This is a genomic window from Apibacter sp. wkB309 (assembly GCF_002964915.1).
Lineage (GTDB): Bacteria > Bacteroidota > Bacteroidia > Flavobacteriales > Weeksellaceae > Apibacter.
The window spans coordinates 147,338-164,467 of record NZ_PSZL01000022.1; the positions used below are offsets into that span (position 1 = coordinate 147,338).

The window sequence follows — 17,130 nt, forward strand, 5'->3', positions numbered from 1 at the left end:
TTATGTGAAATATAAAAATGTAAACTTATTGTAATGTTTAACATATTTTTTATAAATATATTTCCAGTACAAATTTTGTATAGTTAAAACTATAACTTTGCCGAATACAATGTATATATTAAGAGGTTTGTAAAATTATTTTGTGATTTATATAAAAAATGACAGAAAGAAAAGTTTCAAAATATTTACCATGGATAGCTGCAATGGCTATATTTATGCAATTTCTGGATTCAACCATATTAAATACAGCCCTTCCTTCCATAGCTAAAGACTTACATAAATCTCCCCTCGAAATGCAATCGGTTTTGATAGCGTATGTATTAACGTTAGCATTACTAATTCCTTTAAGTGGTTGGCTTTCAGATAAATTCGGATCTAAAAATATATTTATTATAGCTATTGCTGTTTTTACTATAGGTTCTTTCTTATGTGTAGTTTCAATATCTCTGAAAATGTTGGTTTGCATGAGAATTGTGCAAGCCATAGGAGGATCTATGATGGTTCCCGTTTCAAGATTAACGTTGATCTATTCCTATCCTAAACATCAACTTTTGAAAGTTATAAATTTCATTACTATTCCCGGATTAATAGGACCGGTAATTGGGCCAACCTTAGGAGGCTGGTTGGTTGAAATTGCTAGTTGGCATTGGATATTTTTAATTAATATCCCTATAGGTATCATAGGAATTTTAGTTGCCTGGAAAGCCTTTCCAAATTATAAAAAAAATACAGGCAAATTTGATTTTTTCGGATTTATTTTATTCAGTTTAGGTTTAGTATTGCTTTCGTTAAGTTTAGAATTTGCCGGAGAAGGAATGACCGATATAATTAACGTTTTGATTTTATTACTCATAGGTATTAGCTTATTAAGTGTATATGTGATATATTCAAAAAAGATAGTTCGGCCTATTATCGATTTAAACTTATTTAAAATAAGGACGTTAAAAATTGGAATCATTGGAAATTTGATCACTCGATTAGGTATTGGAGGCGTTCCGTTAATGCTTCCACTTATGTTGCAAGTCGGATTCGGTAAATCACCCACAGTTTCAGGAATGATGCTTATATTTTCTGCTATTTCAACCATTTTTGCTAAATCTTGGGTAATCCCGTTGGTAAAGAAATTTGGATATAGAAATTTATTAATTTCAAATACGATAATTTTAGGTTTATCGATTTCATTATTTTCATTTCCGGATAAAAATACTTCATTGTTTTGGTTGATTCCTATTTTAGTTTTGTATGGCTTTTTTAATTCCATTCAAATGACCTCAATGAATAGCATATCTCTTGCTGATTTAAATCCCGCTAATGCAAGCGGAGGTAATACGATACTTTCAGTTACACAACAGCTATCCGTGAGTTTTGGAATATCCTTAAGTTCCCTAATTTTAAGGGGATTCAATCAATCGGAAATATTTACCGAAGTAAGTTCAAGCTTTAAAGCAACTCTATTCATTTTGGGTATTATAACCATACTTTCATCCTTCACATTTAAATATCTAAATCCCGAAGATGGAGCAGAGATGTCAGGAATAAAAAAATTTAAGTAACTGAACAGTAAAAATTAATAATATTTATTCATTTTATTTGTGTAAACATTATTTAATATTGTAATAAAATTATAGAATTTTATATTATTATTAATATAGGTTAAATAAATATAATTCATGATAGGATTAATATTTAAATTTTTTTGATATTTATGGATGCAAATGTTTTATATACCCAACTTTTAGCTTAATTTGTTTTTTTTTTAAAACCATAATTATATAAAAATAGGCATAAACATATAAGGTAAATTTGAGGTTATACATATTTGTGTATTTTTGCATTAATAAACATTTTTATATGAAAAAAGTATTTTTAGGTGTAATGGTATGTATACCTATTTTTTTTATGGCACAAAAAAAAACAATTTATTCGCAAAGTGGAATGAGAGTTGATCCCTCCTTAGTTGATGAGAAAGTGGGAGATAGTGTTACTAAAATAAATACCGTTTTTCATTTCAAGAATGATACAAAAAATTACTTCATTAAAATTTTAAATCTAGACGGTAAAACATATGCACAGGGAATAAGTGAATTTATAAAATTGGATTTTAACAGCAGAAAAGGGGGAGATTTACACCGTAAAGTACAAAAATTAACCAATATTAAGATAGAAGATGGTAATTTTATTTCAGATCAGGTCAAAGCATCTTTTATATTTTTAAAAGAAAAGGATAAATCCCATAGTGAAAGTAATTCGAAAATCAAATTAATGGTTTGTACCAAAGATAAAATCGGGAATAGGAATTGTCGTATTAATGATGATGAAGTTATCTTAACCCCTCAAGAATTTCCAGGAAAATATCCGCAAACTGCTTTTACTCGTTTGGGTATTGAAGATTTAAAAGATAAAAAACCGAAAGAGTTGGAATTAATGAAAAATGAAATTTATGCCAGGTATGGATATCGTTTTTCAAATCCGGATGATGTGAAATATTTTTACAAACAAGATTGGTATGAACCGATTGTTGATAATAAAAATATTGAATTAAATGATTTGGAATCCGATAATGTAGCCATGATTGATTTATTCAAAAAATTAATTACTTATAAAGATATTAATAAGAAAGCATACAGTCATATTATACCCTTAGAAACTACCAGTAATACTTTATATGATCAAAAGGCCCTAAAAAGTATTCAATATATAGTTAAAGACAGTATTTACGGTAAAAAATGTAAATTCACAGAATTCAATAAACAGGGTATTGCCTTGTTTCAGCAAGATTGTGTGAACAAGAAAGATGTATATGTAAATTATTTTTATAACGATTTTCTTATACAGCACATAGATGATTTAAATGATACCTTTTATTATTATAATGAAAATGGTTTACCTTATAAATCTGTGAAACTCGACTATGCTAATCAAACTACCGAAGAAGCCTATTTTGATTATGATGCAAATGAAAATATAACTAAAAAGAATATTTATCAAAATAATGATTTTAACAGCTCCGTTTTATATGAATACGATGAGGAAGGAAATCTAAAAAAAGAATATTATAAAGATGATGATGGATCGGAACACATGGTTACAGAATATATTTATGATGACGAAAATTTATTGACGGGATATATTAAGGATAAAGACCTTCATTGTGATTATACTTATAATAAATTTAATGATGTAATTTTGGAAACCAAATGTTATAAAATAGTTGATGATATAGAAAACATCAAACAACGAACGGATGTTAAGGTATTAGTGACTAACAGGGGCAAAGACAATCGTTTACTTTCAGTAATATTTAATGAAAAAGATAGCAGAAATTCATCATTAAATATGATTGAAGTTAAATATAACAACTAGTCGATTACTGTTATTTAATTATAAGGTATAATTATACTATTAATTATATCTTATAATTGGCTTTATAAAAATAAAAAGTTCTGATTATTAAACAGCTACTTCTGCTTTAATATGAGGATGAGGATCATAGCCATCAATGGAAAAATCTTCGTATTGAAAACTGAAAATATCCTTCCTATCAGGATTGAGTTTCAACGTAGGAAGCGGTCGAGGATCACGTGTTAATTGAAGATTTACCTGATCAATATGGTTATTATAAATGTGAACGTCTCCAAAGGTATGTATAAATTCTCCCTCCTTTAAATTACATACTTGAGCAACCATATGTAACAGCAAACAATAAGAGGCAATATTAAAAGGCACGCCAAGAAAAACATCTGCACTTCTTTGATACAATTGTAAAGATAACTTTCCGTCAGCCACATAAAATTGAAAAAGTGCATGACAAGGTGCAAGTGCCATTTGAGGAATATCTGCTACATTCCAAGCTGAGACAATAATTCTACGAGAATCCGGATTATTTTTAATTTGATCGATGATTTCCAAGATCTGGTCGATATGTTTTCCATTCGGAGCCCCCCAGCTTCTCCATTGATGCCCGTAAACAGGACCTAAATCACCATTTTCATCTGCCCATTCATTCCATATACGAACTTTATGATCGTTTAAATACTTAATATTGGTATCTCCTTTTAAAAACCAAAGTAATTCGTAAATGATGGATCGTAAATGGAGCTTTTTAGTCGTAACAAGAGGAAATCCTTTTTGTAAATCGAATCGCATTTGATACCCAAAAGTACTGATTGTACCCGTTCCGGTTCGATCTTGTTTACGAGTTCCTTTATCTAATATATGTTGTAAAAGTTCTAAATAGACCTGCATGAACAATGAATTTAAATTATATTTTTTTTCTTAATCTTGCTACAGGAATATTGAGTTGATCTCTATATTTTGCAATGGTTCTTCTTGCTATATTATATCCTTTATCATTAAGTATCTTCATCAGGTTATCATCGGTTAGAGGTTTTTTAGTGTCCTCATTTTCAATGACTTCTTGTAAGATGGTTTTAATTTCACGTGTGGAAACTTCATCGCCCTCTGAATTGGTAAGACTTTCAGAAAATAAATCTTTTATAAGCAAAGTTCCATAAGGAGTATTCACATATTTACTATTGGCAACCCTTGAAATAGTGGATATATCTAAACCGGTGATTTCAGCAATATCTTTCAAAATCATTGGTTTAATTTGTTCTTCATCTCCCGTCAAAAAATATTCCTTCTGATAATCCATAATTGATTTCATGGTAACATACAAGGTTTGTTGACGTTGTTTAACTGCATCGATAAACCATTTAGCAGAATCTAACTTTTGTTTAACAAACATTACCGCATCTTTTTGCTCTCTCGATTTATGTTCGGTATTTTTATATGTATCCAACATTTCAGAATATTCTCTGGAAATTTTTAATTCAGGAGCATTCCTACCATTGAGCGTTAATTCCAAATCTCCGTTTACAATTCTAATTGTAAAATCAGGAATAATTTGTTCCGTATTTTTTGAATTGTTGGTAAAAGCCTTTCCCGGTTTAGGATTCAAGCGTTCAATTTCATTCACCGCGCATTTAAGCTTTTCTTCAGAAATGGAAAATTTTTGCTGTATTTTACTGTAATGCTTTTTTGTAAAAGCATCAAACATTTCATTAATAATCTTGTAAGCCAGTTCCGTGGATTCTGTAGGATTTTTTGCTCTGAGTTGCAATAACAGACATTCTCTGAGGTCTCTGGCTCCAATACCGGTAGGATCTAGTCTTTGAATATAATTTGTTAACAATTTTTCAATTGTAGGAACATCAGTATAAATCCCTTGAGTAAATGCCAGATCATCCACGATGGATGATAAATCTCTTCGTAAATAGCCATCATCGTCTAGATTTCCGACGATAAAATCGGCTATTTCTTCTTCATTTTCCGTTAATCTAAATGTGTGTAATTGAGAGCATATATGTTCTTGAAATGATTCATATTGAGCATAGGGTAACTCTTTATCATCATCGTCATCGCTGTAATTATTGGATTGTACCCTATAGCTGGGTACTTCATCATCACTTAGATAATCATCGATATTTATATCCGGAGCTTCAATAATTTCATTGTCTGCGGAATCATCATATTCTTTTTCGGAATCAAAGGAATCAGCAGAATCATAATAATCTTCATTAGAATTATCTTCCAAGGCAGGATTTTCTTCGATTTCTTGTTTTACTACTTCCTCAAATGCAAGGGTGGGAAGCTGAACTAGTTTCATTAGCTGAATTTGCTGAGGAGATAGTTTTAAAAGTTGTTTTAGTCTTAAATCCTGTTTTAACATAAAATAGTTTCTTTATAAAAGTAGATTAAGTAAGGTTTATAAATTCAAATTTACATTATTAATATGTAAGATACAAATAAAGGCATAATTTTTGTAATGAATTTTTTTTCGCTAAAGTCTTAAATTTTTCAATTTATATTAAATTAAAACTTCAGAATATTTTTTTTGGTGGTTTTATTTTTTTTAAAGCAATTTTTACTAGTTATTATATAGTAAACATATAATAAAAATATCGTTATCTAAGAGATGATTTAAGTGAATTTTTTAGCAATTTCTTTTCATTTAATGGATTTTAGACTAGTAATGAATATATTTTATTCATCAATTCTTTGAGTAAATAGTAGAAGAGTTAATAAAATATAAATAATAATAAAAAAGATGCTTACATATATATAAGCATCTTTAAAATAATTATTAATCAATTTTAAAATTCAGCGTTTTTAGGGGTTCTAGGAAAAGGTATAACATCACGAATATTACTCATACCTGTAACAAATAAAACGAGGCGTTCTAACCCAAGTCCAAATCCTGAATGAGGCACTGTACCGAATTTACGTGTATCTAAATACCACCATAATTCCTTTTCGTCAACATTCATATCCTTCATTTTTTGTTTTAAAATATCAATTCTTTCTTCTCTTTGTGATCCTCCAATGATTTCACCAATACCCGGAAAGAGAACGTCCATAGCACGTACGGTTTTATGATCGTCATTTAAACGCATGTAGAAAGCTTTTATTTTTGCCGGATAATCATATAACACTACCGGACTTTTAAAATGTTTTTCAACTAAATATCTTTCATGTTCAGATTGTAAATCTGCTCCCCATTCATCAATAAGATATTTGAATTTCTTCTTTTGATTCGGTTTCGAATATTTAAGAATATCAATAGCTTCCGTGTAGCTAAGCCTGATAAATTTATTATTTAATACGAAATCTAATTTTTCAAGTAAATTTTGATCCGATTTTTCTTCTTTCGGTTTTTGTTTTTGCTCTTCTTCAAATCGTTTGTTTAGAAATTCCAAATCTTCTTTACAATTATCAACAGCATATTGGATGCAATATTTTAGAAAATCTTCTGCAAGATCCATATCTTGATCTAAATCATAAAAAGCAACTTCCGGTTCAACCATCCAAAATTCTGCTAAATGTCGAGTGGTATTTGAATTTTCAGCCCGAAAAGTAGGTCCGAATGTATAAACTTTTCCTAGACCCATAGCAGCAGTTTCTGCTTCCAATTGTCCTGAAACGGTCAGATTGGTCTTTTTTCCAAAGAAATCTTGAGAAAAATCTGTGTTTCCCTCGTCATTTTTAGGAAGATTATCTAAATTGAAATTGGTAACGGTAAACATTTCTCCCGCGCCTTCAGCATCTGAACCGGTAATTATAGGAGTATTGATATAGCAAAATCCATTTTTATTAAAATATTGGTGAATGGCAAAACTTAAAGCATTTCTAACCCTCATTACCGCAGCAAAGGTATTGGTGCGAAAACGAAGATGTGCTTGCTCTCTCAATTTTTCCAATGAATGTCTTTTAGGCTGTAAAATAGTTTCCTGTACATCTTCAGGATTAGCATATCCGTAAATTTTTATTGTATTGGCTACGACTTCAATTTCTTGTCCCGCTCCTTTGCTTTCAGTAACTTTTCCTTCAACATAAAGAGAAGATGCTGTTGTTATTTGTTTTAAAGTTTCAGTATCAAAATCGTTGTAATTGATTATTATTTGAATATTATTTTGCCCCGAACCATCATTAAGAGCAATAAATTGATTGGAACGAAAAGATCGCACCCATCCTCTAATTACTACTTCTTCCTGTAAAGCTTTTTTTCCTTTAGCTAACAATTCTTTAATACTGTAATCGTTCATTTAATATATTTTAATCGGTAAGCAAATATAAATAAATTTCAACGTATTTTATGGTATTACTCCATCCAAATATACATAAGGTTGACTACTATACTGTTTATTGATAAGTAAATTTAATCGTACTTATACTTATTCATATTTGGTAAAGGGTAGTCGCCGAATAGAGGTGCTAATCGAATAGCGGAATAGATCATATTTGAATATTTATTTCCAATGGCTATAATAGTAACTTTCTCATCTACAAGATGTATAAATATGGCATTGCTTCCATGCCACCATCCGGTATGGTAGATTAATTTTTTGCCGTTTTTAAATACCATTAATCGCATACCCAATCCGTAGTTTTTAATGTTCGGTATTTCATTACTGTACGGAGTGTACATTTGTTCTAATAAGTCTTTTCGTAAAAAATTTGGAGCAAACATGGCCTGACTTAATCGGAACAGATCTTCAGGAGTGGTATAAACGTTTTTATCTCCGTAAACTAAATCCAGGTGATTGAATTTATAGGGTCTGCCATCAGGATAGTAGGATAGATTAGCTTTTTTTAAATCCTTTTCTTGAAGTATATACGAATGTTTCATTCCCAAAGGGGTAAATATCATTGTATTTATGACTTCCGGAAAAGACATTTTGGTCGTTTTCTCAACGATTAAGGCTAACAGAGCAAAATTAGAATTTGAGTATGAAAAATGAGTATTCGGTTTATATTGTAATAATGGAGTATGAGTTGAAAATAAATCTAAAACATCTTCATTGGACATTTTCTTTCTTTTATCCCAAGTGTTAATTAAATCAACCAAATGAGTATATTCCGGAAGACCGCTTCGATGTGTCAATAAATCATGTATGGTTATATCAGAATAGGGAAAATCGGTAAGTATGGTATTTACTTTCTGATTTAAATTTATATTGTGTGCTTCAACTAATTTCAATACAGCTAAGGAAGTTAAAATTTTGCTTACCGAAGCCACGTGCAGAGAGGTTTGGGCTGAAATCAATGTTTTATCTTCCCAATTGGAATATCCATTATATTTTTCTAACAGTATGGTGTTGCCTCGAGCGACTAAAATACCACCGCTTAAATTTTTTGATTTCCAGACATGGGTGAAATATTTATTCAACTGATATACAATGGTATCGTCTTCAGGTGAATAATTATCCTTTTTAGTAAATATAGAATCAAAATTTATATTGTAATATCCGGGGATTGAAGGTTTTTTATTCTGAACGCTTTTATTTACTTCGTAATTTGATTTTTTGCAATTGGTAAAGGTTGTATTGAAAAGGCTTATTAATGATATAATATATATAATTTTTTTATACATTTTTTAATGAATGTTTGAATAATTAGTTCTTCTAAAATGATTTTGCAAGTTAAATTTAATAATCTTAATTATTTCTTAAATTAAATATAAAATGTTATAAAATTAAGTTATATTAAATTGGCAATCTAGATACTTTCTGCCAGCATGCAAATATTTCCTTGTAAAGAACGTGTAAAAATTAAATACTTAGTTCCGCCATCAACAAGCTTATATTTTTTCTTAATTTCTTCAGGCTTTAACGGATAATTTCGACTGATTATATTAAATTGTTTTTGACTAGTTTTTTTAGGATTAAAATTTTTGTCAATAAGTATAAAAGTACGGCCCGGAAAATTTTCAATTTTGTTTTCTGAAGTGTACATATGGGAATTAGAATGTAACTTATCTATAGAAAATTTAATACCTAATTGTTTAAAGGCTCCAGATTTTAATATGGATGAATTGGGTATATATAGGTACGATTTCGGAATGGAATAGGAGGGAACAGGAGATATTTTTTCCTCTTGCCAAAAATAACAAAAATCAGGCTGTCCTGATTCCAGATTGATGCAATGTACATATGGATTGGATAGGTTTATTTTATCCTCAGGATTCAATTGCACTATTAATTCTTTGGTTTCATTTTTAACTGATACAATATAAATTTTTGAAATCGGTAATTGATCAATTGCTCTTTGAAGATCAAGAAGAGGAGAAAGCTTACTAAAAATGGATTTTGAAAATTTGAATAATGTATCTTTTAAATTTAATATATTGGGGAAAAGGTCTTTTAAATCGATTTTTTTATTTTTATTTTCATCACGTCTGGATGGATCTATATAAATAAAATCGAAATGTGTAGAATTAGTAGAAATAAATTCCTCAGCGGTTTTGTTTATAAAATTCACATTTTTTTTACCAAGTACTGTAAAATTATGTTTTACTATTTCCAGGAGATCGAGATTCGGCTCGACATAATAAAATTCATTGGTTTGTTCCGATAAAAAAAAACTATCAATACCCGTACCACCTGTTAAATCAATACCGGTTTTACCGTTTATAATTGATTGTTTGAATAAAGCCGTACTTTGAGATGAAGCTTGTTCAAGGTTAATATGCGGAGGGTATATGATCTCATTATTCTCATAAAGAAATGGAAATTTTTTTTGAGATATTTTCTTACCTTGAATCTGTTGAATTAATTCTAGGGAAGAGATCCCCGTAAAAGGAGATTTTTTTAACCTTAACTCAGATATATTAGAATTTAGGTGGTTGGTTATATATTCTTGAACTTCTTTATGTAGTAAATGAGTATTTATCACAATTCTTGAAAGCTATATATTAGTTACAAAATTACATGATTGTAAATAATTTAAATATTGATTTATATAAAGTACTTTATTTAATTTTAAAATAGATTTTTTACCAAAAGACATTTATAGAATCTTAGCAAGATTGAAAGTTTTTTAACTACAAATTTTTCGTAATGGCTTGTACAATTTTAAAACGGTTGAAGAAGCTTTTCATAACGACTCTTAATACCGTATAACCGGGAATTGCGAAAGTAACACCTATAGCACCAAATAAAATACCGAAGATTAACATAACTAAAAAAATCTCCAATGGATGAGATTTGACACTTTTAGCATAAATTAAAGGTTGAAAAATCGCATTATCAATTAATTGTGCAATTAAATATAAAATACTGATCCAAAATATGGTAGGTATAATTTGAGTATTAAAGTCCATACCTAAGGAAAACATACTGCTCATGCTGAGCAAATTGATAATAAAAAAACCAAGCAAAGGTCCTAAATAGGGTATAAGGTTACAAAATGCACAAAACATAGCTATTATTACCATATCTTTAATGTTAAATCCGCCTAAAATAGCTAAGTAAAGTAAAAACATAGAACATATTTGTAAACACAATCCAAGAAAATACCTAGTTAACAAATCTTTAATATTAGAGAGCACCTGAATGACTTTTTTTATGTCATTGGTTGGAGCAGCACCAATGATCATTCTGTTAAATAAGTCTTTTTCTCTTAAAAAGAAAAAAGTAATAAATGTTACAGAAAATATGGAAATACCTAATTCAGCTAAAATCGAAAATCCACTTTGCAGCGTATCCATATGAATTTTAAAATTAAACTTTGAAGTAAATAATTGTGCATAATTATCTTCAAATAAATAGATATGCTTGCTTCGTAAGGCTTCATCAATTAATTTTACTTGTTCTGTAATTGAATTTTGTAATTTATCTGTATCCAACAAAGATAAATTTCCGGCTTGTTCGATGGCTAAAGGAATTACAAAGCTTAAAAAAGTAAGAAGAGTACCCACCATAATTAATAGAGTAATACAAGCAGAAATGGTGTTAGATATTCGAACTTTTTCACTTAGAAAATTCATTAAAGGTCTTCCCATTAAAGAAAAGGCAAATGCAACAAAAATATAGCCTAAGACAAATCGAATTTTCCATAATAAAAAAAATAAAAGAACTGTGAGTGCAATAACGGATACAGCGCTAATTATACCTTTACTAATATCTTTGTAATTCATACATTATAAATATCTTTTTCCTTATCAATCTTATTCTTACTATTTATATTATACTAATTTTTTTAACGATTATAAAAATATAAATTGTTTTATGGCTTATTAATTAATTTAATAAAGTAATAACGAAATAAATGTTAAAATATGCATTTTCAATGTATTTATTTTAAAAAGCTAAAAAACATGTAACTTTTTTTAATAAATCTAAGATTTAAGGATTAGATTTTGGCGTTATAGAATCATCTTTCGTTACCATGATGAAAATATCTTCATTATTTTTTTTAAAAAAATAATTTTCTCGAGCATATTTTTCTCGAGCATCTTTATTATTTTTTAAATTTTTATACTGAATATTTTCAGAATCTAATTTACTTTTATAATATTCTTTTTCGTGTTTTAATTTGGAAATTTCATTATTTAATTCTTTATGAGTTAAATAAGAATTTGTATCAAAAAAAAGCATCCAAATTATAAATATAATGGAAAGTATTAAGTAAATACTGGAATACCAATGTTTACCAAAGATAGATTTTTTATCTGACGATTTATTGCCTTTTTTTTCCATTCTTTAGTTAGAACGATTTTTTAAAGTATTTTGTATAACCGTACTTAATAAATCAATTGCAACAGTATTTTTTTTCATTGTTGGAATTATAATGTCAGCATAAGCCATAGAAGGCTGTATAAATTCTTCATGCATCGGTTTTAAAGTAGATTGATATCTACTCAATACTTCTTCTAAATCTCTGCCTCTTTCCTGAATATCTCTTCTGATTCTTCTAATTAATCTTTCGTCAGAATCAACATTGACATATACTTTAACATCAAATTCTTTTCTTAATTCAGGATTTGTCAAAACTAATATTCCTTCGACAATAAGGATTTCTTTAGGTTGAATAATCGTAACATCTTCTGTTCTGGAATGAGTTATAAAGGAATAAAGAGGCTCTTCAATAGCTTGCCCCGCTTTTAACTTTTTTACATGGTCGATTAATAAATCAAAATCAATAGCTCTCGGATGATCGTAATTTAACAGTTCACGCTCATCAAATGATAACTCAGGATTGTAATGATAATAATTGTCTTGAGTGAGTACATTTACACTGTTGGAATCCAATTGATTAAGGATGTTGTTTACAACGGTTGTTTTTCCGGAACCGGTTCCTCCGGCAATACCAATGGTTAACATTTATTTTATTATATTTTTGAGTTTATTTTTTTAAGCAGAAAATAGTGTACCAAAATTTAGCTAAAGTAAATATTAAAGTTCTTTAAGCATACCTTTAAAATCGGTTAATGTAGAGTAATTTTTCGTATTCATTATTTCCTTTAATTCAGAAGATAATTTGGAAAAAATTTTAGTATCATCTTTCATTAACTGTGTACCAACCTGAACCATGGAAGCCCCGCATAAGATGTGTTCAAAAACATCTCTACCGGTTTCAACCCCTCCACATCCGATAATAGAAATATCTTTTCTTAATAATTTATAAAACATTCTAACATTAGCTAAAGCAGTAGGTTTTACATAAGCCCCTCCAATTCCTCCAAAACCTCCTTTAGGTTTTATAACAACGGATTCATCTTCAATGTACAAGGCATTTCCGATACTATTGATGCAGGTTACGAATTGAATCGGGTATTTATTTAAAATTTCGGCAACCATTTCAAAATGTACCATATCAAAGTATGGAGGCAGCTTAACCCCTAAAGGTTTTGTATAAAATGAAAATACCTTATTCAAAACTTCTTCAGTTCTTTCAAAATCATAACCTGTTTGTGGTTTTCCAGGTATATTTGGGCAAGATAAATTTAATTCAACCAAACCTTGAAAATCAGACTTTTCAATTTGGTTCAACATTTCTATATTATCTTCTAAAGTTAAACCGGCAACTGAAAAAAATAAGTTATAATTTCCTTCTTTGTGTTCATTAAGAACATAATCAAGATAAAATTCAAAACCTAAATTTGGTAATCCCATTGAATTAATGCTTCCTAATTTTAAATCAACATATCTAGGAGACGGGTTACCTTCTCTAGGAGATAGGGTACAACTTTTAGTTATCCAAGTTCCTGATCCTGAGTTTTTCATGTTCGATAACTCTTCTAACGTCATACATTTTACACCCGATGCATTCATCAAACAGTTACTGAATTTTTTATTGGAAATGGTTGTTTCTAAAGATATCATTACTATATTTTTTGCAAATATCAGAATATTTATGGTGAATAGAAAGTTATTTCTATCACTCTTTAAAAAAGTTACTACTTGCTTTATAATAGATGCTTAGAATATTTTATTTATAACTAATATAATCTTTAGGATCATGGTTTTGATTAATATAATTTATTTAAATTAACATTCTAAGATTATAAATTTATGATAAAAGGTATAATTTTTGTAATTATTGAGATTAATAAAAAATAATTTTTATTTTAATCATTTTTTTACTAAATATTGATTTACAAATAAGAATATATTTCATAAATTAATAAATATTTAAAATTATTGGTTCAATAGAAAATTATATATGATAAAAAATTTTATTTATGGAAGATCAACATTCAAATTTGCAATATGAAAATTCAGCTGCTTCGACAGTTCCAACTGACGAAAAAAATGATAGATTACCCAATAATCATATGGTATTAGCGATTATTTCTACCATACTTAATATTTTTTCTTTTAGTTTAATAGGAATTATATTTGGTGTTTTATCTATAATATTTGCTAATGAGGTAAAAACTATTTATTATTCCGGAGATCATTTCGGAGCAATGTTAAAATCAAAAGACACTCGAATTTTATCAATAATTTCTTTAATAATCTTTTTTTTCAATATATTAATATACATTTTACTTATTCTCTTTATTATATTTTTTGGAAATATGTTTTATTACCAAGGATGGTTTAAGAATGGTTAAGTTGTTCTTAAACCACTTATAATATTAAAAATAAATTGATAACTATTTCTGTAATTTATGTTAATCAAAATACTTCGAAATAGAGGTTTAATGTGGTTTAGCTTACTAACTCTAATTACTTTCTTATGTATCTATTATTATGTTATAAATCCCAATAAAACAAATTTAGCATTACCATGTCTTTTTAAATTATTAACAGGACTAAATTGTACGGGTTGTGGTGGGCAAAGAGCTTTTCATTTTTTATTACATGGAGAATTTTTACAAGCGACACGTTATAATATTTTAATATATTTTCTTCCTTTTCTTTTATATGCATTATTTGCATCAATTCAGATGTATATTTTTAAAAGTAAAAAGTATGTTATCAAATTTATATTTTCAAATGAAATTGGAATACTGATTTTAGTGTTTCTAATTATTTTTACTTTTTTAAGAAATATCCCTTATGAACCATTTATATATTTAGCTCCTCCTAAATAAATACTATTTAATATAATAGGATAAAAACATAAAAATAAGATAATCCTTTTTTAGTATTTTGTTACTTTGTACCTTTGTTAAAGATTGCATACTGCATTTTTTAAACAAAAAACATAATATTAAATGAGTAGATATACTATAACTACAGCACTTCCCTATGCAAATGGCCCTTTACATATAGGTCATTTAGCAGGAGTATATATACCTGCGGACGTGTATGCCCGATTTTTAAGAAGAAATGATCATGATGTTATATTAATAGGGGGGTCAGATGAACACGGAATTCCAATTACGATAAGGGCGAAAAAAGAAGGTGTCACTCCTCAAGATGTGGTAAATAGGTATCATGAATTAATGAAACAGACATTTACGGAATTGGGAATTTCGTATGATAACTATTCGCGTACAACGGCTCCTATACACATTAAAACAGCTCAAGAATTTTTTTTAAAATTATACGAGGATGGAAAATTCATTGAAGAAGAAACAGAACAATATTTTGATGAAAAAGCCAATGAATTTTTAGCAGATCGATATATTGTAGGAACCTGTCCTAAATGTGGTAATACAAACGCATATGGAGATCAATGCGAAAAATGTGGTTCTACATTAAGTCCGGATGAATTAATCAATCCTCATTCCATGTTAAGTGGTGAAAAGCCTATTTTAAAAAAGACGAAGCATTGGTATTTACCCCTTAACGAATATCAAGAATTTATTTCCGATTGGATATTAAAAGGTCATAAAAAAGATTGGAAACCTAATGTTTACGGTCAAGTGAAGTCATGGTTGGAAGAGGGACTTAAACCTCGTGCCATGACTCGAGATTTAGACTGGGGAGTACCCGTGCCTTTAGAAGGAGAAAAAGGTAAAGTTCTATATGTTTGGTTTGATGCACCGATAGGGTATATTTCATCTACCAAAGAATGGGCAGAAAGAACAGGAAAAGATTGGAAACCTTATTGGCAAGATAAAGAAACCAAGTTGGTTCATTTTATTGCAAAAGATAATATTGTTTTTCATTGCATAATTTTTCCGGCTATGTTGAAAGCCCATGGGGATTATATATTACCGGACAATGTACCGGCTAATGAATTTTTAAATTTAGAAAACGATAAAATATCAACCTCAAGAAATTGGGCGGTTTGGGCGCATGAATATCTTGCTGATTTTCCGGGAAAGCAAGATTCATTACGATATACCTTAATAGCCAATGCACCTGAAACAAAAGATAATAATTTTACTTGGAAAGATTTTCAAACAAAAAATAATTCTGAACTAGTAGGAATTTTTGGTAATTTTATAAATAGGGTATCCGTTCTAATTAATAAATATTATGATGGTGAAATACCCGAAGTTGGAAATAACTTTCATTCCGAAGAATTAGAATATCTTTCTAAAATATCCAAAGAAATATCAACTTATTTATCTAACTACGAATTCAGGAACGGTTTAAGTTCTTTAATGAATTTAGCTCGTTTAGGTAATAAATTTTTGCAAGAGCAAGAGCCGTGGAAAAAAATTAAAGATGAACCGGAAAAAGTAAAAGAAACTCTATACGTATCAGCTCAAATTGCTGCTTATCTAGGGGAATTATCTGAGCCTTTTATACCCTTTTCTTCTCAAAAAATAATGAATGGTTTAAATTTAACTTATCATTCATGGAAAGATTTAGAATCAGGCAAAATCTTGTTACCTTCCGGAAGTAAAATAAATCTTATACCCCTTCTTTTCGATAAAATTGAAGATAAACAAATTGATTATCAAATTGAAAAATTAGAAAATTCAAAAAAACAGAATGCTTCTCTAAATAATAACCGGGCCGAACCTCAAAAAGATAATATCACATTTGATGAATTTGAAAAAATTGATTTAAGAATAGGTACCATATTGGAAGCCAAAAAGGTTGAAAAAGCTGATAAATTACTACAATTTAAAGTAGATACAGGAATAGATGTTCGAACCATTGTATCGGGAATAGCAGAAAGCTTTTCTCCTGAAGAATTAGTTGGTAAGCAGGTTACCGTACTTGTTAATTTAGCTCCCAGAAAAATACGAGGCATTGAAAGTCAAGGGATGTTACTTTTATCAAAGAATATAGATGGAAAATTTTCATTTATAACCCCTGATGATGTCATTGAAAATGGTGTATCTGTAAAATAATTTCTGAATATTTAAATAATATAAAAAACCCCTTTATTTTTGGGGTTTTTATTTATTATATAAATAAATTATATGTAAATAAAATA

At 28.7% G+C, this 17,130-nt stretch carries 14 protein-coding genes; 5 read left to right on the plus strand and 9 right to left on the minus strand.

The annotated features are described in order from the left end of the window. The first annotated feature begins 158 nt into the window (after positions 1-158). Positions 159-1,553 (plus strand): DHA2 family efflux MFS transporter permease subunit, encoded by a 1,395-nt coding sequence (locus tag C4S75_RS06470; RefSeq protein WP_105297488.1) that lies wholly within the window; start codon positions 159-161, stop codon positions 1,551-1,553. 298 nt (positions 1,554-1,851) lie between these two features. After that, entirely contained in the window at positions 1,852-3,363 is a 1,512-nt protein-coding gene (locus tag C4S75_RS06475) for a YARHG domain-containing protein (RefSeq protein ID WP_105297489.1), read from the plus strand. 87 nt (positions 3,364-3,450) lie between these two features. On the opposite strand, the gene C4S75_RS06480 is transcribed toward C4S75_RS06475, so the two are convergent. The 9 genes from C4S75_RS06480 to C4S75_RS06520 all read right to left on the minus strand — a co-directional run bounded on the left by C4S75_RS06480 (position 3,451) and on the right by C4S75_RS06520 (position 13,664). Further along, positions 3,451-4,245 (minus strand): thymidylate synthase, encoded by a 795-nt coding sequence (locus C4S75_RS06480; protein ID WP_105297490.1) that lies wholly within the window; start codon positions 4,243-4,245, stop codon positions 3,451-3,453. Between the two features lie 16 nt (positions 4,246-4,261). Beyond that, positions 4,262-5,731, minus strand: a complete 1,470-nt coding sequence (gene rpoN, locus C4S75_RS06485; RefSeq protein ID WP_105297491.1) for an RNA polymerase factor sigma-54 — start codon at positions 5,729-5,731, stop codon at positions 4,262-4,264. Between the two features lie 424 nt (positions 5,732-6,155). Continuing rightward, entirely contained in the window at positions 6,156-7,604 is a 1,449-nt protein-coding gene (gene asnS / locus C4S75_RS06490; protein WP_105297492.1) for an asparagine--tRNA ligase, read from the minus strand. Positions 7,605-7,717: 113 nt separating this feature from the next. Next, a complete protein-coding gene (locus C4S75_RS06495; protein WP_105297493.1) occupies positions 7,718-8,932 on the minus strand; it encodes a serine hydrolase in 1,215 nt (404 codons plus the stop codon). A 125-nt stretch (positions 8,933-9,057) separates the two neighbouring features. Beyond that, the gene (locus tag C4S75_RS06500; protein ID WP_255410599.1) at positions 9,058-10,233 is read right to left on the minus strand and encodes a class I SAM-dependent methyltransferase; all 1,176 of its coding nucleotides are present in this window, start codon (positions 10,231-10,233) and stop codon (positions 9,058-9,060) included. A gap of 148 nt (positions 10,234-10,381) precedes the next feature. Beyond that, entirely contained in the window at positions 10,382-11,476 is a 1,095-nt protein-coding gene (locus tag C4S75_RS06505) for an AI-2E family transporter (protein WP_105297494.1), read from the minus strand. Between the two features lie 208 nt (positions 11,477-11,684). Next, entirely contained in the window at positions 11,685-12,038 is a 354-nt protein-coding gene (locus tag C4S75_RS06510; RefSeq protein WP_105297495.1) for a septum formation initiator family protein, read from the minus strand. Between the two features lie 3 nt (positions 12,039-12,041). Beyond that, entirely contained in the window at positions 12,042-12,662 is a 621-nt protein-coding gene (udk, locus tag C4S75_RS06515; RefSeq protein ID WP_105297496.1) for a uridine kinase, read from the minus strand. 72 nt (positions 12,663-12,734) lie between these two features. Then, the gene (locus C4S75_RS06520) at positions 12,735-13,664 is read right to left on the minus strand and encodes a dihydroorotate oxidase (RefSeq protein WP_185116740.1); all 930 of its coding nucleotides are present in this window, start codon (positions 13,662-13,664) and stop codon (positions 12,735-12,737) included. A 359-nt stretch (positions 13,665-14,023) separates the two neighbouring features. Here C4S75_RS06520 and C4S75_RS06525 point away from each other — a divergent pair, with 359 nt between their 5' ends. The 3 genes from C4S75_RS06525 (at position 14,024) to metG (ending at position 17,044) form a co-directional block, all read left to right on the plus strand. Further along, on the plus strand, positions 14,024-14,398 hold the full coding sequence (locus C4S75_RS06525) for a CD225/dispanin family protein (RefSeq protein ID WP_105297497.1): 375 nt from the start codon (positions 14,024-14,026) through the stop codon (positions 14,396-14,398). A gap of 90 nt (positions 14,399-14,488) precedes the next feature. Further along, on the plus strand, positions 14,489-14,881 hold the full coding sequence (locus C4S75_RS06530; protein WP_158254227.1) for a DUF2752 domain-containing protein: 393 nt from the start codon (positions 14,489-14,491) through the stop codon (positions 14,879-14,881). 123 nt (positions 14,882-15,004) lie between these two features. Beyond that, positions 15,005-17,044: a methionine--tRNA ligase gene (metG, locus tag C4S75_RS06535; protein WP_105297499.1), complete on the plus strand. Its 2,040-nt coding sequence runs from the start codon at positions 15,005-15,007 to the stop codon at positions 17,042-17,044. Positions 17,045-17,130: the final 86 nt, after the last annotated feature.

What these genes read in the sequence shown, in the direction of transcription:
- C4S75_RS06470 (WP_105297488.1), top strand. Translation starts at nt 159, where the DNA reads ATGACAGAAAGAAAAGTTTCAAAATATTTACCATGGATAGCTGCAATG.
- C4S75_RS06475 (WP_105297489.1), top strand. Translation starts at nt 1,852, where the DNA reads ATGAAAAAAGTATTTTTAGGTGTAATGGTATGTATACCTATTTTTTTT.
- C4S75_RS06480 (WP_105297490.1), bottom strand. Translation starts at nt 4,245, where the DNA reads ATGCAGGTCTATTTAGAACTTTTACAACATATATTAGATAAAGGAACT.
- rpoN (WP_105297491.1), bottom strand. Translation starts at nt 5,731, where the DNA reads ATGTTAAAACAGGATTTAAGACTAAAACAACTTTTAAAACTATCTCCT.
- asnS (WP_105297492.1), bottom strand. Translation starts at nt 7,604, where the DNA reads ATGAACGATTACAGTATTAAAGAATTGTTAGCTAAAGGAAAAAAAGCT.
- C4S75_RS06495 (WP_105297493.1), bottom strand. Translation starts at nt 8,932, where the DNA reads ATGTATAAAAAAATTATATATATTATATCATTAATAAGCCTTTTCAAT.
- C4S75_RS06505 (WP_105297494.1), bottom strand. Translation starts at nt 11,476, where the DNA reads ATGAATTACAAAGATATTAGTAAAGGTATAATTAGCGCTGTATCCGTT.
- C4S75_RS06510 (WP_105297495.1), bottom strand. Translation starts at nt 12,038, where the DNA reads ATGGAAAAAAAAGGCAATAAATCGTCAGATAAAAAATCTATCTTTGGT.
- udk (WP_105297496.1), bottom strand. Translation starts at nt 12,662, where the DNA reads ATGTTAACCATTGGTATTGCCGGAGGAACCGGTTCCGGAAAAACAACC.
- C4S75_RS06520 (WP_185116740.1), bottom strand. Translation starts at nt 13,664, where the DNA reads ATGATATCTTTAGAAACAACCATTTCCAATAAAAAATTCAGTAACTGT.
- C4S75_RS06525 (WP_105297497.1), top strand. Translation starts at nt 14,024, where the DNA reads ATGGAAGATCAACATTCAAATTTGCAATATGAAAATTCAGCTGCTTCG.
- C4S75_RS06530 (WP_158254227.1), top strand. Translation starts at nt 14,489, where the DNA reads ATGTGGTTTAGCTTACTAACTCTAATTACTTTCTTATGTATCTATTAT.
- metG (WP_105297499.1), top strand. Translation starts at nt 15,005, where the DNA reads ATGAGTAGATATACTATAACTACAGCACTTCCCTATGCAAATGGCCCT.